This is a genomic window from Vibrio sp. TRT 29B02, assembly GCF_050113655.1.
Taxonomy (GTDB): Bacteria; Pseudomonadota; Gammaproteobacteria; order Enterobacterales; family Vibrionaceae; genus Vibrio.
In genome coordinates this window covers 109,873-131,736 of sequence record NZ_JBNJOJ010000011.1, presented here as the reverse complement: position 1 = coordinate 131,736, position 21,864 = coordinate 109,873, and the positions used below count along the sequence as shown (strand labels likewise).

At 42.3% G+C, this 21,864-nt stretch carries 30 protein-coding genes; 4 read left to right on the top strand and 26 right to left on the bottom strand.

Annotation, left to right across the window (positions count from 1 at the left end; all coding sequences use genetic code 11):
• Positions 1-1,275 (top strand): hypothetical protein (locus tag ACQEXT_RS09185; RefSeq protein WP_426951706.1); only part of this gene is annotated, 1,275 nt, incomplete at its 5' end.
• 31 nt (positions 1,276-1,306) lie between these two features.
• On the opposite strand, the gene ACQEXT_RS09180 is transcribed toward ACQEXT_RS09185, so the two are convergent.
• The 13 genes from ACQEXT_RS09180 to ACQEXT_RS09120 form a co-directional block, all read right to left on the bottom strand.
• A complete protein-coding gene (locus tag ACQEXT_RS09180) occupies positions 1,307-3,388 on the bottom strand; it encodes a hypothetical protein (RefSeq protein ID WP_426951705.1) in 2,082 nt (693 codons plus the stop codon).
• 440 nt (positions 3,389-3,828) lie between these two features.
• Complete coding sequence (locus ACQEXT_RS09175; RefSeq protein ID WP_426951704.1) at positions 3,829-4,806, bottom strand: ParB/RepB/Spo0J family partition protein; 978 nt, start codon at positions 4,804-4,806, stop codon at positions 3,829-3,831.
• Between the two features lie 292 nt (positions 4,807-5,098).
• Positions 5,099-6,049 carry a DUF932 domain-containing protein gene (locus tag ACQEXT_RS09170; protein WP_426951702.1) on the bottom strand — a complete coding sequence of 317 codons (951 nt, stop codon included), beginning with the start codon at positions 6,047-6,049 and terminating at the stop codon, positions 5,099-5,101.
• 281 nt (positions 6,050-6,330) lie between these two features.
• Entirely contained in the window at positions 6,331-6,585 is a 255-nt protein-coding gene (locus ACQEXT_RS09165) for a hypothetical protein (protein WP_426951701.1), read from the bottom strand.
• 143 nt (positions 6,586-6,728) lie between these two features.
• Positions 6,729-6,992, bottom strand: coding sequence for a hypothetical protein (locus ACQEXT_RS09160; protein WP_426951699.1), 264 nt, complete (start codon positions 6,990-6,992; stop codon positions 6,729-6,731).
• Positions 6,993-7,003: 11 nt separating this feature from the next.
• A complete protein-coding gene (locus ACQEXT_RS09155) occupies positions 7,004-7,216 on the bottom strand; it encodes a hypothetical protein (RefSeq protein ID WP_426951697.1) in 213 nt (70 codons plus the stop codon).
• Between the two features lie 25 nt (positions 7,217-7,241).
• Positions 7,242-7,670: a hypothetical protein gene (locus ACQEXT_RS09150; protein ID WP_426951696.1), complete on the bottom strand. Its 429-nt coding sequence runs from the start codon at positions 7,668-7,670 to the stop codon at positions 7,242-7,244.
• 131 nt (positions 7,671-7,801) lie between these two features.
• Positions 7,802-8,002 carry a hypothetical protein gene (locus ACQEXT_RS09145; protein ID WP_426951695.1) on the bottom strand — a complete coding sequence of 67 codons (201 nt, stop codon included), beginning with the start codon at positions 8,000-8,002 and terminating at the stop codon, positions 7,802-7,804.
• 14 nt (positions 8,003-8,016) lie between these two features.
• The gene (locus ACQEXT_RS09140) at positions 8,017-8,322 is read right to left on the bottom strand and encodes a hypothetical protein (RefSeq protein ID WP_426951693.1); all 306 of its coding nucleotides are present in this window, start codon (positions 8,320-8,322) and stop codon (positions 8,017-8,019) included.
• A gap of 16 nt (positions 8,323-8,338) precedes the next feature.
• The gene (locus ACQEXT_RS09135; protein WP_426951692.1) at positions 8,339-8,518 is read right to left on the bottom strand and encodes a hypothetical protein; all 180 of its coding nucleotides are present in this window, start codon (positions 8,516-8,518) and stop codon (positions 8,339-8,341) included.
• Between the two features lie 228 nt (positions 8,519-8,746).
• Positions 8,747-8,956, bottom strand: a complete 210-nt coding sequence (locus tag ACQEXT_RS09130) for a hypothetical protein (RefSeq protein WP_426951691.1) — start codon at positions 8,954-8,956, stop codon at positions 8,747-8,749.
• A gap of 90 nt (positions 8,957-9,046) precedes the next feature.
• Positions 9,047-9,448, bottom strand: coding sequence for a hypothetical protein (locus ACQEXT_RS09125; protein ID WP_426951690.1), 402 nt, complete (start codon positions 9,446-9,448; stop codon positions 9,047-9,049).
• 162 nt (positions 9,449-9,610) lie between these two features.
• Positions 9,611-10,708 (bottom strand): LPD29 domain-containing protein, encoded by a 1,098-nt coding sequence (locus ACQEXT_RS09120; protein ID WP_426951689.1) that lies wholly within the window; start codon positions 10,706-10,708, stop codon positions 9,611-9,613.
• Between the two features lie 272 nt (positions 10,709-10,980).
• Between ACQEXT_RS09120 and ACQEXT_RS09115 the strand changes: the two genes are divergently transcribed.
• Positions 10,981-11,424 (top strand): hypothetical protein, encoded by a 444-nt coding sequence (locus ACQEXT_RS09115; RefSeq protein WP_426951687.1) that lies wholly within the window; start codon positions 10,981-10,983, stop codon positions 11,422-11,424.
• Positions 11,425-11,490: 66 nt separating this feature from the next.
• On the opposite strand, the gene ACQEXT_RS09110 is transcribed toward ACQEXT_RS09115, so the two are convergent.
• From ACQEXT_RS09110 to ACQEXT_RS09050, 13 genes are all read right to left on the bottom strand, one after another.
• Positions 11,491-11,664 (bottom strand): hypothetical protein, encoded by a 174-nt coding sequence (locus ACQEXT_RS09110; RefSeq protein ID WP_426951685.1) that lies wholly within the window; start codon positions 11,662-11,664, stop codon positions 11,491-11,493.
• Positions 11,665-11,752: 88 nt separating this feature from the next.
• Positions 11,753-11,917: a hypothetical protein gene (locus tag ACQEXT_RS09105; protein ID WP_426951683.1), complete on the bottom strand. Its 165-nt coding sequence runs from the start codon at positions 11,915-11,917 to the stop codon at positions 11,753-11,755.
• A gap of 83 nt (positions 11,918-12,000) precedes the next feature.
• The gene (locus ACQEXT_RS09100; protein WP_426951681.1) at positions 12,001-12,342 is read right to left on the bottom strand and encodes a hypothetical protein; all 342 of its coding nucleotides are present in this window, start codon (positions 12,340-12,342) and stop codon (positions 12,001-12,003) included.
• 18 nt (positions 12,343-12,360) lie between these two features.
• Positions 12,361-12,660 (bottom strand): hypothetical protein, encoded by a 300-nt coding sequence (locus tag ACQEXT_RS09095; RefSeq protein WP_426951679.1) that lies wholly within the window; start codon positions 12,658-12,660, stop codon positions 12,361-12,363.
• 490 nt (positions 12,661-13,150) lie between these two features.
• On the bottom strand, positions 13,151-13,969 hold the full coding sequence (locus ACQEXT_RS09090; protein ID WP_426951677.1) for a hypothetical protein: 819 nt from the start codon (positions 13,967-13,969) through the stop codon (positions 13,151-13,153).
• A gap of 199 nt (positions 13,970-14,168) precedes the next feature.
• Entirely contained in the window at positions 14,169-15,083 is a 915-nt protein-coding gene (locus ACQEXT_RS09085; RefSeq protein ID WP_426951676.1) for a hypothetical protein, read from the bottom strand.
• Positions 15,076-15,627, bottom strand: coding sequence for a hypothetical protein (locus ACQEXT_RS09080; protein WP_426951674.1), 552 nt, complete (start codon positions 15,625-15,627; stop codon positions 15,076-15,078). Before ACQEXT_RS09080 ends, ACQEXT_RS09085 begins: the two co-directional genes overlap by 8 nt.
• A 221-nt stretch (positions 15,628-15,848) precedes the next feature.
• The gene (locus tag ACQEXT_RS09075; RefSeq protein ID WP_426951673.1) at positions 15,849-16,334 is read right to left on the bottom strand and encodes a hypothetical protein; all 486 of its coding nucleotides are present in this window, start codon (positions 16,332-16,334) and stop codon (positions 15,849-15,851) included.
• A 16-nt stretch (positions 16,335-16,350) separates the two neighbouring features.
• Complete coding sequence (locus ACQEXT_RS09070; protein ID WP_426951671.1) at positions 16,351-16,827, bottom strand: hypothetical protein; 477 nt, start codon at positions 16,825-16,827, stop codon at positions 16,351-16,353.
• 2 nt (positions 16,828-16,829) lie between these two features.
• Positions 16,830-17,105, bottom strand: a complete 276-nt coding sequence (locus ACQEXT_RS09065; protein WP_426951669.1) for a hypothetical protein — start codon at positions 17,103-17,105, stop codon at positions 16,830-16,832.
• A 53-nt stretch (positions 17,106-17,158) separates the two neighbouring features.
• Positions 17,159-17,380, bottom strand: a complete 222-nt coding sequence (locus ACQEXT_RS09060) for a hypothetical protein (protein WP_426951667.1) — start codon at positions 17,378-17,380, stop codon at positions 17,159-17,161.
• 121 nt (positions 17,381-17,501) lie between these two features.
• Positions 17,502-19,139, bottom strand: a complete 1,638-nt coding sequence (locus ACQEXT_RS09055; protein ID WP_426951665.1) for a DUF4942 domain-containing protein — start codon at positions 19,137-19,139, stop codon at positions 17,502-17,504.
• Positions 19,140-19,307: 168 nt separating this feature from the next.
• Positions 19,308-19,946: a hypothetical protein gene (locus ACQEXT_RS09050; RefSeq protein ID WP_426951663.1), complete on the bottom strand. Its 639-nt coding sequence runs from the start codon at positions 19,944-19,946 to the stop codon at positions 19,308-19,310.
• A 383-nt stretch (positions 19,947-20,329) separates the two neighbouring features.
• Between ACQEXT_RS09050 and ACQEXT_RS09045 the strand changes: the two genes are divergently transcribed.
• Together ACQEXT_RS09045 and ACQEXT_RS09040 are read left to right on the top strand one after the other, a co-directional pair.
• A complete protein-coding gene (locus tag ACQEXT_RS09045) occupies positions 20,330-21,169 on the top strand; it encodes a hypothetical protein (RefSeq protein WP_426951661.1) in 840 nt (279 codons plus the stop codon).
• Between the two features lie 107 nt (positions 21,170-21,276).
• Positions 21,277-21,471: a hypothetical protein gene (locus ACQEXT_RS09040; protein ID WP_426951660.1), complete on the top strand. Its 195-nt coding sequence runs from the start codon at positions 21,277-21,279 to the stop codon at positions 21,469-21,471.
• The last annotated feature ends 393 nt before the right edge of the window (positions 21,472-21,864 follow it).

Sequence of the window (21,864 nt, the reverse complement as noted above, 5' to 3'; positions counted from 1 at the left end):
CCGGAAGCGGTGACACCAGAGCATGATGTCGCAGAACATGCAGAAGCTCCTGAGAGTGAGCCTGACCAGCCGGAAGCAGTGACACCAGAGCATGAGGTCGCAGAACATGCAGAAGCTCCTGAGAGTGAGCCTGAGCAACCGGAAGCGGTGACACCAGAGCATGATGTCGCAGAACATGCAGAAGCTCCTGCGAGCGAGATTGAGTCGCAATATCAAGAAAAGTTGGCCAATCTAGGAGCTGAGTCAACAGATCTTAAGCTGGTAACTGAATTAGTTGAAGGCATCATTAAAGCCATGAACAAATCCCACCAACAAACTCTCGATAAAATGTTGGAAATGACTAGCTCAGTCCTAAATCAACAAAACCAGTTACTAGAACAGATTAGCAAGTTGACAATTCAAGTCGGTGAACTAGCCAAACAAGTTAATGGCCAAACCCACTCACCTGTAGCTAATCAAGAAATGAGTGCTGGCGGAGTAACGAGCGAAATTGAAGTGAGTGACACTCCAAACACAGAAGTAGATAACGAGCGCGAACAACTCATTAACGAAACATTGAAAATGGCCAATGAACTTACCGAAACAAAGGCAATTAACCGTCAGATCAGAGATCGCATACTTGAAGCAAGCAAGCAACCAGTTAAGCCAAGTGATCTTGCCAACGTAATGCGCGGAGCCCTATCACCTGAGAATAACAGCTCCCCAGAATTAGTTAATTCGTATGAACAAAATATCTTACTACTACAGCAGTCTGCGGAATCACTGCGCGATGCAAGCTATCGTAGAGTCGATCCTCAAATAAAGGTAATCATGCACGACGCAATTTCTTCAAAAGGCAAAGTTACTCTTGATGAAATTGGCAAGAACGCTAACAGTCAAGGGGCATTAATCAAAGGAGTGCTAAAGGATGTCTTTGGAAATGAACAATACCGAAAAGGCCTGCATATTGCTGTCGCTATCTCAGAATGTATGAGAAATTGCGAAAACCCAGCAATACCGCCAAGCGCAATCTCAACATACGTATTTACTGAAATGACAGGCCACAAAGACAACCCGCTTGCAGAGATTTCCGAAAAAATAGTAAAAGGTGAAATTAAAACCTCACAGTATTACGACGAGGCAAGATTGATTCTCGGTGAAACTGCGTTCGACCGCCAAATGGGAGAGGAATGTGCGGAGATGTTTAACCGATGGCAAGAACAAGTACCTGAGCACGACAGAGAGGTGGATCACCAAGCTCCACCATTAAACTACGACATTCCAAGTCCAATATAACCAATTAATAAAGGCTCCTTCGGAGCCTTTATTAATTCTGATCTACTATAGAAAAAGGATGCCTTTCAATACTCTCTTTAAACAACCTACGTAAGTTGTGGTAGTTAGAAACAAGTTTTTTATCTGAACTGTTTGTTGCAATTCCCATGAGTGAATTACAGTAATCACTTATGTACTCCTGCATAGTCTGCTCAGAGACTCCAGTACGACCAGCATTCATTAGTATAAAGTCATGAAGCGCAATATGAGCGCGATACTGGCTGGGTTTAATCGCCAATGCCGATCTTTCCTCTAACAAGCGAGATACCTCTTCAGTGTGCGTAACGTACGCTCGGTATGGTTCACTGGAATAAATCAGCTCCAAATCAAGCTCACATATCTCAAGAATCTCGTTCCACTTTTCAATTCGTAATTCCAAATGGCGTATCGATGCAGCATTCTTTGTCTCATCTTGAGCAATGAGATAGCGAATAAATGCATGGTAACTTCGAATAAGACTCGTGGCCCTCTTAATCTCCGTTCTAATCCAGTTTTCACACTTTCTATGATGAGTTGTGGTCAAAATTTCTCGTCGTTCTGCAAGGTAGTCTTTGTGCCCTTTCAGAGAATCGTCAACCAATAGGTTAGACTGATTCACCACTTTGCTCCATTTGGATTTAAAGGCGTCGAACAGCACTGTGAAGCGACTTTTTAATTCAGACTCATCTTCATTATTGATAACTCTTTCGTTATACAATTCTTCGGAAATAAAATCGTAATCAGGCCTTACGTACGCACCACTCAAGTTATCACGAGTACGGATGTTTGACTTTGTAATGACATAACCATTTTCAGACTTTTCAAAAAAACCAGCTGGCTCGACTAAAGCGCCATTCAGCTTACTTCGCATTAAATTAGAATAGCTTCTCAGCATCAAAGTGGTCTTCTGATCTACATCTAAATCTGAAGGAAGCTGACCGTGCTCCGCCAAATAGTCTAGTAAGAGGGAAAGAACAATATTACTTTCCTCTTCAACATCAACGAATACATCAGGCTTAATACTAAAGAAAGAAAGATCATCTGACAGCTCTACGAAATGCAATGCAGAAACTAAGTCCACCCCAACATTAACGTCGATAAAAGACTCGTCCCAGCACTCTAAAATTACAGAACTGGAGATGACACGACTGCTTTCCTTCGCTTTTCTAATTGCTTTAAATTCAAGACACCTTGTAAGAAACTGAGGGATGTTGCCAGTTTTACATCTCTTAACAGAGCGAAGGTACTTGTACATAAGTTCATAGATATCACTATTCTCAATATCATCATCGATAGCATAGGGCGACTCTTTGATATCATATTTTTCTAAACAAAGTGCATTGCAAAAACTAGAAATGGCAGCTCGGTCGGGGTCAATAATATCAAGTGTCGGGGCATTTAGTCGCTCAAGTAGAGACGACACTAATTCAAAATTTACTACTCCAACTAGACGACCAAGCGTTTCGCAATAGCGAATGATTGAACGTGAAATTGCCTTTGTGTCTTTTTCATAATCAGCGTAGGTGAAAGCCGTTATTGAAGGCCTTGCATTTCTTTCAAAACGTTCGCCATTTTGGTCTTTGTTCTGACCTGATTTGTAAACAATAAACGATTCAATCGATATACTAGAGCTTACACATTCGAAGAGAAACGATACCGCTGATTCAGATATTGAATTTTGAACCACACCCTTATCAATCAGCTCGTCGTTAATCTGGCCAAGTGTCATCGGCAGTTTCTTCTGAATATCTTTAATTACAGATGTGTCAGATAACTGAAGTGAAAGATTGGATCTAAGAAATGGTATGAATTGAGTGATAATTCTTGATACAGATGTATTAGTGATGTGAAAAGTCTCACTTTGGTCAACATCACAAGGTAAGTATTCTTTTGGAACTGATTCTAAAACGCTATGGTAACTATGCTGTTCCTCGCTGAAAAAACCAAGGTAAGCAATAGTTAAATAGATATCAAATCTCAGCTTGGCATGAACCGAATATTTAACCCTTTTGAAATCACTTTCTTTTACGAAATCAGTGGATAGAGCCGTTGAAACTAGGCTGTCAATCGCACCATTTCTGTAGATATTTAGCATAAACTCAGAATCAACAAACGTGGGAATGTAGTCAAATTATAGCAGATCTGATACAAAACTGGAATCAACTCAAGAGGGTAGTAAAGGCTTAAAGAGTAAAGAGTGTACAAATAATAAAGCAGAAAAACTGAAAACTATTAATAGGGGGGGATGTTTACAACTTTCCGCAAATAAACTCAAGCCTGTACATTTAAAAATAGATATTAATAAATATTTATTAAATAATTTACAAATATCTGATAGATAAATTTATAAATGAAAATATCATAAATTAGAGAGATTTGCAAGAAGATTTTGTTGGCTCGTAGTATTGATAAATGGTGGTTTACCAGAAAACGTCTTATTATAAAAAAAATCCACACCAGAAAAATATATATGGTAATTTTCTGGACAAATAAAAAAGGCCGACCATTAAAGTCGACCTTTTACTAAAAAACCTGTTAGCTGATTTGTTTGAGTTGGTTCGCTACATCGGTGTTGTGTTGTTGAATATCTGTGTAGTAACTAGCTAGCTCTTTTATCTGGTTAAGTAATAAAGGATTCAATTCAAGTGACTCACCAGACTCTGGTAGTCGCTTGTTAATAGCAGTCAATAGCTCGAACGCAGCTGTGGTTTTACCATTTGAAACTGAGCGCATTTGAGTGCTTCGCTTGCTGGCTTTACGAATTGTTGACTCCGTAGCTGACTCAGTGCTGATGCGTGAATCATTTGCAGAATCTTCACCAGTTAGGGGGGTATTGGCTGCTGAGTTGTCGAGTTGAGTATGAATGCTATTGCCTGCCTCTAGCTTTGCAAAAGCCGTTGCGTTCTCACCTTGTTCACGTAACAGGCGTTTAGCTCGTGATGCTGAAATGACGTTTGAATCAATCATCGCGACCATTTCCGAATCTGCGTTAGAAAGAAACAGTACATCACTAACATACGCAAGAGGCTTGCTTACTCGCTTTGCGATCTCTTTTCTGCTCATCCCCTCGTCAAGCATGCGCTGAAAAGTGCGACAAGCTTGCATAGGTGTTAGGGGTAAACCCTGTGTAGAGTTGAAAGCGCGAACTAGTTTATCTGACTCTGACCCTTTAAACATTGTCGCTTTGTGCTTGCCGTCGTCACTATTCGCATCGAACAGCTCTTTGATAGCGACATATGTGTGGTGGCCATCTACGATTCGGAAACGGTTTTTACCATCAATTTGAACAGGCTCTAGTTCAAACGGGTCTAGCGTTTCACCATTTAGGCGAGCGTTTTTTAGTGCTTCTACCTGAGTGCGGCAGATAGGGCGAATGTTCCATTCAGGGGTAAAATCGATAAGACCTACATCGATTACAAATTCACCAGTAGCCTTTTTCATATCAAAAAGACCTTCCTCTTTGATAGCTTTAGGGAATGCTGAGATTGATGTTGCTTGGATAACTTGTGACATAGTGGACTCCGTTGTGTTCCGTTGTGTTAACTGACAACTTAACTATAGCACACACATAGAAATGCACAAGGTTTTTCTGTAAAACGTTTTTCTGCCCCCCACGACCGCATCTTGAAAAACAATCGTCTTATTTTAAAAAGGTCTGGTATTGGGCGAGAAAAGAAAATAGAAAAATAGAAAAATAGAAAATGTAATAACGGGACCACCAGCTGAACAACCTGACAGTTATGGTTTTATTGAAAAACAAAAAAAGCGCCCCTTTTAAAGAGGCGCTTGTTAGTGGCTTGTTGGTTTATGCTGCTTCTAGATTCCAAACTCTAGAGTTTGTGATGATTTTAGATACATCATTTTCACGGCCTAGCACGACATTGGCACGGTTGGGTAAGCTTCCCGCTTTCACTTCGTAGTGTGTGGCCCATGCTGTAAGTGCATTGTACATAGCCCAATAGTTACGACCTAAATCTTTAACGTGACTATCAAATAGATCACTCATCATATTGAAGCGGGTTAGGCTTGGCTTGCCTGTTGCTTCGGTAGCAAACTGAGTGATGATTAAATCACTTTGACCGTGACTGATTGGGGTATTAATTAGTTTATGCCAGTAAGCGCCCATATCTTTAAATGACGACACGCTAGTAACTAGCTTTTCACTGATATCACCTAAACGAATTGTGCCTGAGTGACGTTGATTTAGGTTTAGGAACTTGTTTCCCGTAACCATGCCATTCAAGCAGACGATACGGAAACCACCCACCTGTAAGCTAAAGTTTGCGCTTCCATCGTAAGAGTTAATTACCACAATACGCATTAAGATATCGCTGCCGCCTACATTAACGCGATGCTCTGGGAAAATGTATTCTCGAATTGTTTTACCGCCTTTTAATACACAGCTGTCTTTAATGTGCATACCATCAACATTTAACTTTCCTGCATAGGCAAGGTTATTGATTGACTCGTTAACCATGTCGTAAGCGAGAGAGTTTTTTAATAGCGTGTATTGATTGCCGTGTACCTTGATAATGTGTTGCTTTTGAATGTCCACAACACATTGCTCACCATTATCACCAAACTTGCCTTCAGTGAGATCTGAAAGGTCTCTAAGTTCTACATCAAAAAAGATGTTCGAGTCGGTACGGTTATCAACACAAAGCTCACGCCAATTCGCCTCAGTAGCAATGTTGTTGAAATTAAGGTGAGAAGTTTCACGAGTAAGAACTGGAGAAATAGAAGTAAGTGCGCCCATGATGTGCCTCCTGTGGCTGTGGGTTTTGTTAACTGACAACTTAATTATAGCGCACAATTCTATTTTATCTAGTTTTATTTTGGTTTTATTGAAGTGTTTTTCTGAAAAACCCCTGCCCCCCAATACCACTTATTAATAAATACTTCGTCTTCTTATAAATAGGTAGGCAGCAAGTTTGATGAATTGATGGAGGGGAAAATCTGGCGGTTCGTCTGCACACTGCCCTTTGATTGTGTGCGAAACGACTCTCTGCAATTGACCGGATAACTCCCTAGCTTGAGTTACTTTCGGCTCAATTCCTCTAGCTTTTCATCATTGGTGATTTCTAGTAGCAACTCTGTTGTGAGCAAGCCACCAGCAGTACGTAATCCACGAGGCAACGTGTTCTCAAGTTTTTTGGCAAGCTTATGAAATTTACCATTTGGGATAGGCTGAAGATTTAATTCAATATTCTTCTTAAGGCGACAGTACTCAGCCATTGAATGGTAATGGCCTTGTTGCTCTGCGATTCGTGGATCTCGTTCTTTCAACTTCATATCAAGCCTAAATCTTTTTATCGAAACAAACAGGAGTGAGGGAAACCAGCTTGCTGCTATCAGCAAGCTGACCATTTTTTGCATTAGAGATATAGGTGCGAACTTGGATAAAGCGATCAAACTTACAAGCTGAAGGTTACAAGCTAGCTTAGTTCGATTCGTTTAAAGACAACTGAACAGCCATCATTACGTTCAGCTGTCTCCCCATTCGCCGTAACCAATGGGGTACTCAAGCATCGATGACCTCTCAAGTGAAAATCTGTTTTCGGATCGCAACACTGTTTACGCCAGTCACAATGCGTACAGATATTTGGGTAATCGCCTGTTGGATTAGTAAAGTCGCTTTTAAGGACTGCATAAAAGCCTTTAGGTGCTTCATTTGCATCAAGTGTCTTTGATTGAGTCATCGTCGTTGACCTCATTCTTTCTGTGATTCTATTGATTTAACTGGACGCGAGAACGTCCCCCAAGAAAGTTGCAGCCAACCAAGACCCACTGACCACCCATCAACATCGAAACAGTAATAGCAGTGTAGAGAAAAGTCTCTAAAGCACAGCGATACAGTGCGGAAAGTCTCAACTTTCTCATATCTCTCTTTGTTCCAGCTCTTTGTAAGTAATGTCTTAGCCATAATTGGTCGTTCCATTCTAGTTTGGTTACTTTCGTTCAATGAGCTTTTCGCGTTCATCTGGATAGACGAACTGAGACAGCGCGACAGAGATTCGAATCACACGATCACTTTCTGAACCCTCTCCAAAATCTGTGACAGGCTGTCTAGATTGAAGTACCGTAAATAATTCAGAGTGTTTACCTCCGATGATTTCTGACGCAATTTCCTGAACATTATGCTTTGGGTTAACTTCTGCAATAATGGTGCAGCCATGACCGAAATCGGGATGCTCAACTAAGATAAGATTCTTCTTGCAGCGTTTGGTATCTAGCAGAAATTTGTCTATGGCAGCTTCACGACCAGCTGGTGACTCACCATCAGCTCGAAGAAAAGAACGAGGCTTTAACCCAAATGCCTGCGTCCATTTGTTGTGACGACCAATTACTTCGTGTTTCTGGATTTGATAAGTTGGCATTACTTAACTCCCGTCTTTCCGTGATGTTTGATTAAAAGTTTAGTCATCATTAGGTAACTCCTGTTTATCCGTCATTGGTGTGGATTAGAAAGCTTACCGGATGCGCCTGATTGACAGACACATCGAGTAAATCAGCTATAACCGTTGGCGCTTCTAAAACGGGCAATCCCCTTATCAGTCCAGCTCACTAAGTATTTTGCACGAACAACAACTAAGCCCTCTTTGCGAGCCTGTTCAATGAGAGACTTTTGCTCTTCACTTGGTGATGTAACGTAAGAAGAAAAAGCCGAGATTGCTGGCTGAATCTGTTTTACTTGGTTATCTGAAAGCATTCTCATGTACTCCTTTAAATTTCGGTACTACCTACCCATTGCGAACCAATGTAGATATCCCAATAGGTGGACGAGCCAAAATTGCGCTCATAGGCTGCGCAATACTTATGGATAAGCTCATGTGTCCAACCAATGCTAGGGGCTGGATACTCGACCCCCCCAATATAGAGAGGCTCGCATTCGTTACCTTTGAGTAAGTCCGGCTCTCCTTCGTGTTTAGGCTCACCAATATAAAACGGGGAGAAGATCGCAACCTCTAAAGGGCGTTTGCATTTTGCTTGGCATATCTCGTTAATGCAGTTTTCGCAAGGCATGGTCATTTTCTCCCCATTACAATTAGTGCTGTGGCTGCGCTGTAGTACGCAACTCTTCGATGGTAGATTCCCAAATAGCTGATTCTGGGCCATTAAGCTCAAAAGGGCATTCCGTTACGCCTGCAAGGTAATCGTGCTCCGCTATTTCGCGCGAAAGCTCAATTTGGCGAATGGTCATACTAGAAATGGCTGTCAGGTTCATGGCGACCTCCTTAGTCGTGATTACTGTTAACTGACAAGTTAACTATAGCACAGTTAACGAAATATTGCGTGACCAAACCCATATAAATTAAGGTTTTACTGAAAAACGAACCTCAGTGCCGTACCTTTAAAAACAACTGTCTTATTAAAAATAAGAGGTGCCGCCCTCCACTCATCAGGCACAAAAAAAGCCAGCGGTTTAGCTGGCTTTGTTCGGGGCTAGATGCGTCTAGGATTTATTGTAAGCGTCAAACATGCGTAACCCTTTAGCAAGTTCATCATTTTGTTTATAGAAGGTCTGGCGAGTATCACCAGCCCAGCCACCCACCAGCACCCCGTTGAGGTAGTAGTGAGTAGATTCTTCGCAGTCTTCAACTGTGAATCCCTTTAGGTGTTCTTCTGCCCACTCAAAAAACACTCTCGCTTCGCTCTCGTTCATCCTGACATCTCCGTTAATGTATGTGTGAGTAATATTAAATGAAAAGGTAAGCTGGTGGAGTTCGTAAGCTTAGGAACTCCACCAGCTGCATTAGCTCAAGAATTCCTGAACACGCTTAAAGCCAATGAAATCAACCAACCAGTAGGCGTCCCCTGTTCGAACAACGTCACCAACTGACATAGATGTATGAGTCAGCCCTTTAGATTTGATTAAATCGCGAGCTTCTCCGTTTGGGCTCCAGTTCTCGCCCTGAAATAGAGAGAACAAGCTTTCTAAATCTGCATCAGTGTTGATCGTACCCAATGACACATAACCAGCATTAGCAATGAATTCTTGCTCTGGGGTAAAAACAATTTCAGGGTGAGAAGCTTTGTAAAGCGCAGGCATTCCGCACATCTCACGAGATAATTCTGGGGTTTGATAGAAGATCTCAACTTCTGGCTTAGAGTCAGAGTGGATACATTGAATAGCAGGAAAAGTTAATAATGTCATGGTGCCTCCGAGAGCGTTAATTAACTGACAAGTTAACTATAGCACAATCGTGGGGATTTTACAGCTTTATCTCAGTTAGGATAACTCAACCATATACGCGCTTTTTCAAAAAAACTAAGCCAGCGCATTAGTCTCGCTGGCTTAGTGACGGTAACTGGTTATCTAGCTCATGAACGCCTCAGCATCCGATAAAGAAGCAAAGATAAAACCGCCTTTAAATTTGCTCCAGTAACCTTGAAACTGCTTAGCTAACGAGCGAAGAGATGTGAATGTTTCACGCTCTACACGACCCTGCAAGCGAACGACAAACAACTTTGCATGCGTCTTGGTGTGCTCTTCTTCGCTCACTGTGAAGTTGTCGACTGCACTATGTACCTTTGCGTCACTTGGGATAGTTGTCTGCGCCTTGACAGCTTTCGCCGCTTTAGTCTCGCCAGCTGGTTGTTCTGGCACTACATGATAAGCCTTCAATTCTTTATGGAATTCCGTTTCATAGCGGAAATCTAAGCGGCCTGTGCGGTACTCTTCGACTGTTGGCTTATGAGTAAAACGAGATGCAATCTTATCGCATACCGCTTGCACTGCCTTGTCACTAAATGTGCGATCGGTAAATATGTAGCTAGCACTTCCGAACACCGCATTAAATGCGCTCTCGCTGTGCTCGTAAATGTCTTCCATGCCATTAAATGAGCCGCCTTTGTATTTATCGGTAATAGCCTTGACTGCATCCATGTTGGCACCATCTTCCCAAGATACATAGACAGAGGAATGACGAGTACGTACAGAAAACTTGCCTAATGGCTTTAGCTCTTTACGAATATTGTCCGCTACATGTGCTAACTCTGAGCGGCGCGGTTCTTTGTCTTTAAGCTGCTTAAGGTGCGGATACTCATCGCCTACCTTGCTAACAGCTACGCGAAACGCTTCTTGCTCTTGGCGCTCCTGCTCTGCTTTCTCCGCTGCCACTTTTTCGGCGTTCTCTAACAAAGCAATCAGGTCGTCACTAGATGCAGGCTCTCCTTCCAATACGCCACATTGAACCCCACTGCGAAGCATAGACTCAGGATAATTCGACACAGTACCGTTTTTGAACACCAGCTTAACGTCGCCACCACCCGAGTGCAAAACGCCGCAAACGTTCTTGCAATCGCCCTTATTACAGCCTTCTCCTACTTCCACGACGTAACCAAAACCCGTGTTATACAGGCTCATGTAAACAGGTTGACCAACAAATACTAGACCTTGGTAATTAGAAATCATAACGCGCCTCCGCTGAATGAAAAACGATGTGTTAACTGACTTGTTAAATATAGCACATTATAGAAATCATTCAACGCCCACCAGCTAAATAAAACAAGATAGTTTTACAGTAAAACCACCCCTCAAGGCCGTTCCTTGGTAAACCATCGTCTTCTTGTAAAACAGAAACTTAGAGAATGAGATGCGGGTCAAATTTAATCGTATTAGCTACAAAAAAACGCAATAGTGAGCTATAATGCTAGTGTCAGTTAACAACATTCAGCGAGGCGATTATGCAAGCAGGAAACGTAATTCAGTTTATCCCTAAAGCCGTTCAAGAGAAGGCAGACCAATGGGCAACCCAAGCGATTAGCAATGCGCTTAGTTTTGACTTGGAGCTAAACAACGAAGCGCTTAGTGGTGTACTGCAAGGCGTGACTAAGATCGTTTATTTTTCTGGAGACATTGAAGAAGGCGAAAGCCGTAAAGCTCGAATTGTGGAAGGTAATCAGTTACTACGTGCGGCAAGCAATCAGCTGTATACCTATGAAGTATTCGAACAACATATTCGCATCGAGTTTGATGGTGAGTATATCTATGATCTGTATCTTGATGATCTGCACACCAGTGCAAATATTATTGTCATTCTAAAGAAGATGCTTGAGGTTTCTCAGGAAATTCGACGTAGCCAGTTCGACAACTTTGCGAACTCCCTTTTTGGTGTTGCTGCACTGTAAGGAATGCCAGAGAAAGAAGGGGCTACCAAGTTGGTAGCCCTTTTTTGATACTTTAGCTCTAGTAAATTAAGCCATTTCGATAACGTTTATCAGATGCTGAATGCGAGACGCTCGAATGTAGGACTGTTGCTTATACAGTAAATCTAGAGTTGTTTTTAGTAGCTCCAGTGATGGGTTTTCTGGCTGGGCTATTAGATCGCCTATCTCATTAAAAACGAACCCTTTGATTTCATATCCCATTTACAAACTTCCTTCTCGCTCGTGCTTGTTAAGTTTTATAAGAAAACGTAATGATGCGCTATGCCACCAGCAAAGCGCAGCGGTTAAGCTAACTAGCTAACCATTCACTGTAGGTCTTTAATGGCTTACCCGTAGTAATATCGTTTCCTTTTCCGTCATCGGCACATGCTAAGTAGATCTGATATTCAGCATCATTAGAGCCGCGCTGTTGAGTCTGCCAATTGGCATTTGGTACTAGCTTATCGTTGTCCATCTCTTACTCCGTCTGTCTAGGCTTGATAGGGATTGCGCCTGATTGATAGGCGCAACGGGTGAGTGTGTAGTAGCACTATGACCTTACATTGATAGCGAATTGTTAATAATGCTATCTGCCATAGGAATAATTGCCCGACACTGTGAAGCGATTAGTTCATCGACAACATTCGCCTCTTTTTTCGTGTCTCTGATAGCAAACTCTTGCGCGCGTTCCAGCCATCGAACTGCATCCTCTAGTGACTGGATTGCTGATAGTCCTCCTTTGTCGACTCCATCTTGCTTTAAGTCATCCAAAGCCATTTCTATACAGTCCTTGGCTTCAATAAGGCAATTAACCTTATCCGTATCAGCGTTCATGAAAGCGAGTGTTTCTCGCGCTGCTACAACGGTTTCTTTCAGTGCGTTGAGGTTAGAGATCTTCATGACGATTCGCTCCGTGGTTTACCAGTTAAAACATGGGGCGTTGTCGGCTTTGTTCGCAGCACTATCTAGCTCTAAGCACTGATAGCCCTGCTGTGCCGCAGCTAACAATAGATTATTGAAATCATCCGAAAAGTTTGGATAGTAATTAGATGAATCATTCTCATGTTCGAAAAGCTTAATAAAGTATCCAGTAGGACGTTTAGCAACCATTGCGCAGCTTTGATTTAGCATTCGGTCAAGTGATTGAGTATCTTGAAATGTGATGTTACTGGTTGAAGCGCAAGCAGTGCGGTAAGTCTCGCCAAATGTAATTTTCATAGTTAGTGCCTCTGAGTTTTTCTTAAAAAGGAACAGTTAGCTGGTGGTCGCATAACTGTTTGTGTTAACTGACCGATTAACTATAGCACACTTAAAAAGGATTATCTTGTTGATTTTCAAACAAAGGCTCGTATACGCTTTTTAAAAAAAGAGTCTTATTAAAAATAAGGAGCTACCAGAGGGCACAAAAAAAAGGGCGTCGCCCTTTAGTTTATTGTATTGCTTTAAGCTCTCTACCCAACCGGCTAAACCTTACACATTTCTTCGCCGCAATCTTCACACTCCAAAATGACGGCGTAGAATTCTTCTGGATATTTGCCATTGCTATCTTGTTCCCCTCGTTGAATAAGGGCACTTTCGTTCCTTTGGGTCGTAGTGTCCACATTCATACTGCCGCAGTTAACACAAAACATCCTTTGCCTCCTACTCTATGTTTTACTGTAAAAGTGATTGGTGGCTGCGCCCTAACCACTTAGAGCGCAGATCCTAACTAAGCTAAGTGATATGGATTTCGTTCGGCTAGCACTGGCATACGAACTGAAAGCGGTACTCGATTCTTAATCAACGCTTTTAGCTGTTTTAAATAGCTCGCCTTTTGATTTTCCAGTAGTTCGTGCTCAGCCCTCACGAGGTTGGATAGTGAATCTGTTACCGATTCAAACAAACCACTGAGGTCGTGATCGCCAATGAAACCCATACAGCTATCAGCATGCTCCCCGTTTTCATTTGTGACGGTGAACTCGAAAACTGAGCCTTGTAGATAAGAGTCATACATTTGGATTTCACTTTTTAACCATGATGTAATCTCGGTTCTGTCTTTCTTGTTAGAAAAGTCAGTGAACGAATGACCTAATTCGTTCAGTATCTTAGGCGTTGTAAATGCCCATCCAATACACCCGCTATCAAAACGGCATGAAAAAGGTGTACTACTGATAGCTAAACCACTATGGTCGTATAGGTAGACTGGTAAGATAATGATCTCCTTGCTTGCTTCGCTTGGGAGTAAAGAAATCATCATATTGATTTTGGAACCTCTGGATTCTCCGGATAACTCATGATGTTCATTAACTCCATAGTCATCCAAAATGCTGCTTAAAGCATCCTCTAGAAGCTCTAGACCATTAGTGTCGCCCAATGTGTAACGGCGGTGCTCTAATGCAAGGACGGCAATATTGTCATGTTCGCGGGGGTCAAACATAGAGCTATCTTCAACGTAAGCTATCGATACATAGAAAGATCCAATTGTTGCGCTAGTTTCACCATAGCTTGATAACTCAGATGTAACGGTTTCCAATGACGGTGTGTGCATAATCTGCCTCGAAATGATTTATTAACTGACATATCAACTATAGCACAATTTATGAAATTTATCGTATTGAATTTAAAGGAGAAATAGCTTTACAATACTTAGAAAACCAGTGTCTTATTTAAAAAAGAGCTGCCAGATAACCCAATAAAACCGCCACAAATCTGAGGCGGTTTTATTGGAAAAAGCTAGTTGCTAGTACCTAACCAAAAAAAGCTAATTCGATTTCTGGCAATAGATTAGATGTCCACTCGTCGGACTCATCATCATAGTCACAGATGTACTCAAACACTTCGTCATTAATTCCTTGAAATGCACACCCAGACTCATAGTAATACAAGGTGATGTCAACCAGCTCACTGTCTGGCTCTGCCCCTAGTTGTTTAGCAACATAATTAGGGATTGCATCTAATAACCCCATTGGTGGAGACCAAGGCGTATCGAATACCCAATTGCCATTCTCAATCAACTCGATGTTTAAGGTTGTCCATTTGATGCCGATCACATTGCAATTAAAGCTATACTCAGTTGAACAGCTTAGATGCCCACCATTAAAGCCGTTAACCATGACGCATACGGGCAACTCGTACATCAATTGAATATTAAAACTGCTTGCTGTCTGTTCTGGTTGCCAGACTCTAGGTTTAGACCACCATGTTGCGATATTACGATTAAACATACCTGAAAAATCGTACTGACACGTTCGCCACATATGCGCCATCTTTTTACGTATAGGTTTAGGGATGTCGCCATACCACACGTTCGCCAAGTTAGATTGGTCATAGATTCGATTGATGTGACTGTAACGCTCAGGAGTTATCACTCCATCAACGAGTTCAAGTAAAAACTGGGTATATGCTAACGACTCTAGCGAATTCCGTCTCGATGATACGACTAAAGCAGGGTTTAGCTGACCGACCGCTTCTAATAGCTCTGGGGGTGTCGATGTGTGGGGATGGAGTAAACCTGACAGCCCAGCGAGTAACATTTTTCGCAGTTTATAAGTCATTTCTGTTGTACGATCTTCTATCGAGCCATCCAGAAGTGAATCGATCACGTTCTGTGCTTCGTCTGTGTTCCCTCTTACATGCAATGCGTTCGAGCACCAATTAGGCATGAGACACCTCCACCAAATCAGAAGCTGGCTGTAGGCATAATTGCTCAATTAGCCCCATTGAGTGGTCATCAATAGATGGACGACACGGGGTATTAAATAAATCGTAACCACCGAATTCGATAGCAAATGCAATATCGTCAGAGGTATCCGTTAAATAGCGTTGAAGAGCGTCACATAGCTCTGGTGACTCACAACTGGAAATCGACGCTGAGCACTCTTCTGTCGCCCATTCAATTGTATGGCGTACCAATACATAGCTAATAGCAAACGTAGCAAGCCCATTCACTTCAAACTCAACACTAAAATGGTCATTACCGTTCACGTCATTTCGTGTAACCTCACCTTTGCCTGAGACGTGAACCGCCGTTGGTGCGTCGACACTCATGTGATCTGGTAGATAATTTTGAAGTCCTTCAAGCATCTGCGACACTGAATTACAGTTCGCTTGATTAATTTGCTCTAGAGATTGATAAGCGGATAACGCTCTGGCTGAATCCGTTATGGCTTCAAGTCTGCTAATTGCTATATCTAAATTGATAATCATAGTATTGCTCCGATTAGTGCTGAAATCACAAAAAACCGTGTGATAACAACGTGTTAACTGACAAGGGAGACTCTAACACTATAGGGGGAAAATGTCGCCATTGAATGGTTTTACAGAAAAAGTACGCTTCTTACAAAGCGCTACTTCTTATTAGAAAACCTTAATAGGAGATCAGCGGGACCATGGGAGTTTAGGAGGGACCTATACCTTCAGCTGGTGGCTTAACTTTCTGGATACCATCTGGTTAGGCTTGTACCTTTGCAAACACTTGATGAAGCACTGCCGCGAGTATGAAATAGACTGTTATCCGGCTGTCGCAAATAGGCCATGTAGTAACCATCCTTAAGATCGCGGGTTCCTGTCCATTTCGCACGATAAGCTGGCTCTATGTACCCATCATTAAGATCGTGGCTATTGAATGCATCGAACAGGACAAAGTCACGCTGGTCCCAGCAACTAGGTAGCCATTCAAAGCATTCTGCACTCGTCGAAAGTAAGCCTTGATAACGCTGGACCCAAGGCGGTGTAAGTACTATTGGCTGATTACCTGCGGACCCACTCGACCCTATTTCGGTAAAACAGTCACCGACTTCTAACGTGTCACCACTCGGTAGCGTAAAGGATTCACGTCGTATAGACTTTACCTCTCTGGGTGACAGTGTCACAAGAAAGCAGGATTCAAGCTCGCTAATGATGGATTTGTCCACTGTGGTCCCTTATCAATTAAATCAGTTCAAGAATTTGTAATTCAACATCCAGCATTTGTACTAGAAGCTCCTGACACTCTCTAGCGCTGCAGGCTTTATCCCAAATCCTTCTCACGCGCTTCGACTGTAGTATGGCCAGCTTGATCGAGTTATGCAGCACAGAGAGTGATTCTTTATCCTCCTTGCTGAGACGTGCCTTGAAGACAAATGGTAGGTTCTTAGCGCTCACTACTCCGCCACCAAAGGTCTCTATGCCGCCACTAGGCAAAATAAGCCCCCCGCTCTTAAACGCATATTCTTCAATCCACTTGGCCAACGTTGCAATGTCGTTGTGACAACACTTAAGAATTGGCGTGTTGATATCCTGCAGGGTGTTATCGATGACATCGTTCGCGCGTGTTTTGCCATGCAAGTCGTCAATAAGCGCACTTAATGACGCATTTGTAGTATCACTGACCACTTTACGCAGTTTTTGCCGAGAGTATTTGTCCATTGCTATACCGTCTCGTAAACAATATCAATTCGAGCACATCCCTTAACGCTCTCTTCAGTAACCTCAGACTGTAGCTCAGAGGATAGTGAATCGATGAGATTATGGGCTTCAGATTGAGTAACTAAGCGCTTGGCGTTTTTGGCTGAGTTAACGCATACGACGCGAGCAAAGGCGTCCACCGAATAACCTTGAGCAGATAACCGGTATCCCACTTCTTGCGCTTTGTCTTCAGGTCCAGCAACTCGTTTGAAATAGCGAATAATTGTATTTGATGACATGATTGTAAATCCGTTCTTATAGTTTGGTTTTATTGAAAAACAGCCACCAGCTATCAAGAGATTAACTGTTTCAGCGTAGGGTGCTTTTCACCTTGCCAGTAGGTCGCATGACAAAGAGTAATGATCTGTTCTCCATTCTCGTAAACAGTCACCTCCATTGGATAGCTAGGATGTAAATCGATGAACTTTCTCATCTCGCCTATTGATTTAAACTGGTGAAGTTCATCTTGCGTATAGTCGTCAAGACAGCGGTTTACTTCGAAACTGTAAGCCATGTTGCGGTCCTTATAATAAATTCAGGTATCCCCTTAGCGGTGCAATGAGGGGGAAATCAGTTGTATTTTGCTTCGTGTAATGAAGCACCGGACATCGTTCGACCATCCGGTACATACCTGACTACTCGCTCTTATGTTCTAACAGCATGCTTGGGTTAACTGTCAGCTGTAAGTTCTTACCGAAATGGCTTTGCGCTGCCTTTAAGGGTATATCCAACTCATCATGCGCTTGTTGGGCGTTGTGAATCCACCCCGACAAACGGCCAAACTCAACATTAAGGCGCAGTAAGAACTCTTGATTAAACTTGATATGGTAGTTGCCATTCTGAAACATCTTAACTTGCATCAGCTCCAAGGTTTCCCCCTTAGTGTGGTTGAAGTAAGTGAATGTTTCTGGTTGCCCATATACCCATTCACCTTTCGCTGGCCACACTGTCTTTGATGTGTCGTAACCTAAGTTGCTCGCGATGGTCAATATATCTTGTATGAAGGATGGCTTAGTTGCTTTGCTACCCGTTAGGATCACTCGAAGCTCCAACTTGTAGTGCGATAGCCATTCTGGAGTATACGAATAACGCCACTCTTGTTTTGTGAATGTGCGCTGATTGCTCTTGTAGAGCTTCACGTTGGCCGCTTCTGCCATTGTGTCTACCAGCTTGATTAATTGCTGGTCATAGTACTCGTTAGCGTTTTTAATGACCCATACAAGAAGGTTGTGGGCGTTCTGAGGACTGAAGTCGACATAAGTTTTAGCGAAAAGCGTATCGAGTAGGTGGTTACGAGATGCATCGGTAAGCTTTGATGTGACCGTATCTAAGTTGTCAAACAACTCACGCCAATAACGATTCTTCAATCCTTCGATTTTCAACTGCAGACCCTGCTGCACCGCCACCAGCTCAATTCCAACCTCGTTTAATAGCGCCGCATCAATTGAAGTCAATTTTTTATAAGTATCGAGCAGCTCGTTCATTTCGTGGCAGTACAACTGATACAGAGCATCAACTAACCCGCTTGATTGAATAAGTTCGTTTCGTTCTTTCTCTTGCTCCGCTTTTTTTGCCTTTGCCTCATCAAAAGCTTTCTGTGCCTCTTGTTGAGTTTTTGATTGAGTGCTAGTCGAGAAACTTTTATCAAACCAAAGTTGAAACGGATCTACTTTCTGGGTGCGTTTATCTAGAGAGTAAGAGTGAGCGACGAGAGATAGACGGATAACATGAATGTCACATCGAGCAGCTCGCTGCGCGTTTCGGAAAGTGCCCTTTCCGACAATTTCAGAAGTGGCCTGACGCAACTCAATCGCGGTTTGGATAGCCTCGCTATCTTCCCAGCGAACAGGGAGCACTAAGTAGATATATTTTGCGTTGGCTTCTGCAATGATTTTTGTAGCCCAGTCTTCATATTCAGAGTAAGGAGGGTTACAAAACACCATATCAACCTTTTTATCTATTAACGTCTGCTGATGAAAATCGCTGCCTATCGTGGCAATCGACGCATCCATTGATTCAACAAGGGGGCGACTTTTCTCTATTGCGTAACGTGGGCCTGAAGTTAAGAATTTGAGTGCGGCTCCATCCCCTGCCCCGATATCTAAAATTGAACAAGCAGGCTCTTTATTATCATCAACACGAAAGTCACGACGTATAGACCATTTCACGATATTAAGAATTTGTTCTGTTGTTGGATACCACTCAAAATCAAGATTTTGCTCTTTGAGCTTCGCTATCATTGAAGGAACAGAAATGGAATGTATAGAACCCATAATAAGAAACCTCTATTATTAACTGACAGTTTAATTTTAGCACAAACTAACAAGTAAAAGAAAGCCCCCAATCAATTAGAAAGGGGGCTACAGAGGCGACAACGGTAGTGCTAAGCAAATCGGAGTATGTCAGTTATCACAGCGGCTTAGCTCGTTGCCTTTCGTCAGTTATTCGGTTACATGAAACTGGCCAGTACGGATTAGTCTCAATAATTTGGTATACGCCTTCACCTCACACGAGTGCTCCACTGCTTCAAGCGGTGCATTGCGCTTCATCGCGTCAGACTGTTGTACTTTAATTTCCGCTAGTTCACTCTCAAGCGCGTTAACTAGTTTGGCTGTGTCCAAAGGCAAATTTTGCTGCTGGCTATCGTCTGCAGCTTGTAGCCCTTTTTGACGAGTTTTTTTCGTGACTCTTTGTTCACGCTCTTTAATTAGCTCCAAATAACCCTCGTTACTAAATAGCTCGACTGGAACGCTTTCTAGCACCTCCATTTTCGCATACGAGCCTTTCTCTGAGAGTAACTTTCTAAACAACAACACCAGCGTCAAGTGTTCTAGTGCAGTGAAGCCAATATGAACCCTAAAAGAATCAGGCGATCGAGGCGAAGGAGCGGCCAAGTCAATTGCTTCAGCTAAGGCGTGATTAGTAGCATAGCGAGCGTTGATGTCTGCGTGTTTAGAAAGCAGCACTTCCGTAAAGTCATTATCAACCCAAGAGTGCTCAGCGGAAAACTTTTTCTGACTCTCGAATACACTAACTTCAATAGAGCCATCTAATTTCTTTACAGCAAATACCTTTGACATCAAAAATAACCCCGCTGATACAGTTCCAATACATATACATCATAGTTTTACAGTAAAAGCCCTCACAACAAAATAGATTCAATTACTTACAACTAAATGACAACTTAATAATGGCACACAAAAATCCAACTCGCAATCACTTATTGAAATAAATTTTATTTCTCTCTGACATTAACCATATACCAGACAATATATTAGGCCTCACACTAGTAGTCTGGAGGTGAAATCTTTGATACTTTCTAATAACAAAACACTCAATAGAGATGTATTGATTGGAAGTTGCCCTTCCCGTTATTTTTGATTAAATGACTACTTAACTATAGCACACAATGGAATGAGGCGTTATACTGTCAGTGAAAATGTCAGAACACTGGAGGTCTTTTGTGATCTATATATATTCCAAGTCACTTGAGGTGACAGGGGCGCTACACCCTTTAAGCTCGGAATGGGAAAAGGAGCAATACAACAAACAACAACTCGGAGGAATGCTTGAACCGGACAAGTTCATGTGGTGCCAGATCAAGCCTTTCATGCTCAGTCGAGCATGGTATAGCAACGACGGCTGCGCGAGAACGCTAGAAACCAACAATAAACGAAATGGCTTTGAGTTAATGCCGACTGGTGTTGGTTATTTTCCTGCTGAAAACCGGCTTTTTTGGCACATACAGGCCACTAAGCAATTGTTACGTTACTTAGATTACCGAAAGTCAAATGACGCCAATAGAATGCAGATGGCCAAAGAACGGTTTAAGTTGGCGCTGCAATACAGACGAGGTCAAAGGGGGCTAATAACGACTGAACGGTGCCCAAGCTTCTTTAACCATCCTGTAAAAACGATCATGGAGATTCTCGATAAAATAGAGGCTCTCCGTTCTACTCGGCATAAGAATATGCGATTAATCGAAACATGCGTTAAGGAGTATCTAAACGCTGTTACAACTACAATGCAGCATAAGCATTTCATTGATCCTAGCGTGAATGAAGCTCTTACCATGTTACGAGTGGAGTTGTACGAGAATACCGCATTTTTTTATCAAGAGCCGGAGAGTGAACTCATCACTTGCCAGCATGACAATGAGAGCTTGCATCTACTATTAGCATCCTTAGCAGGAGCAAGCGCATTGCGACATTTAGATCGTATCGAGCGCATAGTACCCAATTTCCGAAAAGGAATAGAGGAACAGGTCAATGAGGCCATCCAAAAGACTATAAGAAGCAAGTAAGCTGCGTTAAGAGCAAGTGAAGTACGCTTGCTCTACTTTTTCTGAAAAATATACTTAGTCCTATTGCAGTGCTGGTGGAATTATTTTTATAGTTATAGAAAATTACTATGAAAAAGCCTTACTGCTTTACTCTGCCATTAATGGCATTGATCGACCAAACCGCAAAATCTATCGCTTTGGTTCTGGAACGCTACACAGAACTCATAATTGCCAAGAGTAGAAAAACCGTTATTGAGCAACTGACAAGTTTAGTGCTTGCGATTGCTACTCTGGTATTTGTAGTAGCCCAAATCATTCCTTAATCATAAATTTGGTTGTTGGTCATAAAGGGCTGTTTTAATTGTTCTTAATTCCTATCGGTTTACTATAAAAAAGCTGTGTTTTCATAGCGTTCTTTCCCTCTCGTTACTTGATCGTTCCGGTGATTTTGAACCAATGCTGCACGAAGCGCTCACCTTGACCAATAAACTCAATTGGCAACGCGAAAATTCGATACAGGAAGCGAGCTAATTGCCCTGTCCATACTGGCACATAATTTCGAGTACACATTTCCTCTATCTGGCCTTTTGAATCAATGCGTTGATAAACAGGCACAACTCCAAACATCCAAGCGTAGTGCGTGTGCTGTTTCTATACTAACTTGAGGAATGCAGCTCTCCCGTTACAAGCTAAAATTGACATGTACGGCAAAATAA

What these genes read in the sequence shown, in the direction of transcription:
- ACQEXT_RS09140 (WP_426951693.1), bottom strand. Translation starts at nt 8,322, where the DNA reads ATGACCATGCCTTGCGAAAACTGCATTAACGAGATATGCCAAGCAAAA.
- ACQEXT_RS09055 (WP_426951665.1), bottom strand. Translation starts at nt 19,139, where the DNA reads ATGGGTTCTATACATTCCATTTCTGTTCCTTCAATGATAGCGAAGCTC.
- ACQEXT_RS09110 (WP_426951685.1), bottom strand. Translation starts at nt 11,664, where the DNA reads ATGGGATATGAAATCAAAGGGTTCGTTTTTAATGAGATAGGCGATCTA.
- ACQEXT_RS09155 (WP_426951697.1), bottom strand. Translation starts at nt 7,216, where the DNA reads ATGGCTAAGACATTACTTACAAAGAGCTGGAACAAAGAGAGATATGAG.
- ACQEXT_RS09170 (WP_426951702.1), bottom strand. Translation starts at nt 6,049, where the DNA reads ATGGGCGCACTTACTTCTATTTCTCCAGTTCTTACTCGTGAAACTTCT.
- ACQEXT_RS09120 (WP_426951689.1), bottom strand. Translation starts at nt 10,708, where the DNA reads ATGATTTCTAATTACCAAGGTCTAGTATTTGTTGGTCAACCTGTTTAC.
- ACQEXT_RS09085 (WP_426951676.1), bottom strand. Translation starts at nt 15,083, where the DNA reads ATGCCTAATTGGTGCTCGAACGCATTGCATGTAAGAGGGAACACAGAC.
- ACQEXT_RS09095 (WP_426951679.1), bottom strand. Translation starts at nt 12,660, where the DNA reads ATGAAAATTACATTTGGCGAGACTTACCGCACTGCTTGCGCTTCAACC.
- ACQEXT_RS09105 (WP_426951683.1), bottom strand. Translation starts at nt 11,917, where the DNA reads ATGGACAACGATAAGCTAGTACCAAATGCCAATTGGCAGACTCAACAG.
- ACQEXT_RS09165 (WP_426951701.1), bottom strand. Translation starts at nt 6,585, where the DNA reads ATGAAGTTGAAAGAACGAGATCCACGAATCGCAGAGCAACAAGGCCAT.
- ACQEXT_RS09180 (WP_426951705.1), bottom strand. Translation starts at nt 3,388, where the DNA reads ATGCTAAATATCTACAGAAATGGTGCGATTGACAGCCTAGTTTCAACG.
- ACQEXT_RS09115 (WP_426951687.1), top strand. Translation starts at nt 10,981, where the DNA reads ATGCAAGCAGGAAACGTAATTCAGTTTATCCCTAAAGCCGTTCAAGAG.
- ACQEXT_RS09060 (WP_426951667.1), bottom strand. Translation starts at nt 17,380, where the DNA reads ATGGCTTACAGTTTCGAAGTAAACCGCTGTCTTGACGACTATACGCAA.
- ACQEXT_RS09150 (WP_426951696.1), bottom strand. Translation starts at nt 7,670, where the DNA reads ATGCCAACTTATCAAATCCAGAAACACGAAGTAATTGGTCGTCACAAC.
- ACQEXT_RS09065 (WP_426951669.1), bottom strand. Translation starts at nt 17,105, where the DNA reads ATGTCATCAAATACAATTATTCGCTATTTCAAACGAGTTGCTGGACCT.
- ACQEXT_RS09130 (WP_426951691.1), bottom strand. Translation starts at nt 8,956, where the DNA reads ATGAACGAGAGCGAAGCGAGAGTGTTTTTTGAGTGGGCAGAAGAACAC.
- ACQEXT_RS09125 (WP_426951690.1), bottom strand. Translation starts at nt 9,448, where the DNA reads ATGACATTATTAACTTTTCCTGCTATTCAATGTATCCACTCTGACTCT.
- ACQEXT_RS09175 (WP_426951704.1), bottom strand. Translation starts at nt 4,806, where the DNA reads ATGTCACAAGTTATCCAAGCAACATCAATCTCAGCATTCCCTAAAGCT.
- ACQEXT_RS09145 (WP_426951695.1), bottom strand. Translation starts at nt 8,002, where the DNA reads ATGCTTTCAGATAACCAAGTAAAACAGATTCAGCCAGCAATCTCGGCT.
- ACQEXT_RS09135 (WP_426951692.1), bottom strand. Translation starts at nt 8,518, where the DNA reads ATGAACCTGACAGCCATTTCTAGTATGACCATTCGCCAAATTGAGCTT.
- ACQEXT_RS09080 (WP_426951674.1), bottom strand. Translation starts at nt 15,627, where the DNA reads ATGATTATCAATTTAGATATAGCAATTAGCAGACTTGAAGCCATAACG.
- ACQEXT_RS09070 (WP_426951671.1), bottom strand. Translation starts at nt 16,827, where the DNA reads ATGGACAAATACTCTCGGCAAAAACTGCGTAAAGTGGTCAGTGATACT.
- ACQEXT_RS09050 (WP_426951663.1), bottom strand. Translation starts at nt 19,946, where the DNA reads ATGTCAAAGGTATTTGCTGTAAAGAAATTAGATGGCTCTATTGAAGTT.
- ACQEXT_RS09100 (WP_426951681.1), bottom strand. Translation starts at nt 12,342, where the DNA reads ATGAAGATCTCTAACCTCAACGCACTGAAAGAAACCGTTGTAGCAGCG.
- ACQEXT_RS09090 (WP_426951677.1), bottom strand. Translation starts at nt 13,969, where the DNA reads ATGCACACACCGTCATTGGAAACCGTTACATCTGAGTTATCAAGCTAT.
- ACQEXT_RS09160 (WP_426951699.1), bottom strand. Translation starts at nt 6,992, where the DNA reads ATGACTCAATCAAAGACACTTGATGCAAATGAAGCACCTAAAGGCTTT.
- ACQEXT_RS09040 (WP_426951660.1), top strand. Translation starts at nt 21,277, where the DNA reads ATGAAAAAGCCTTACTGCTTTACTCTGCCATTAATGGCATTGATCGAC.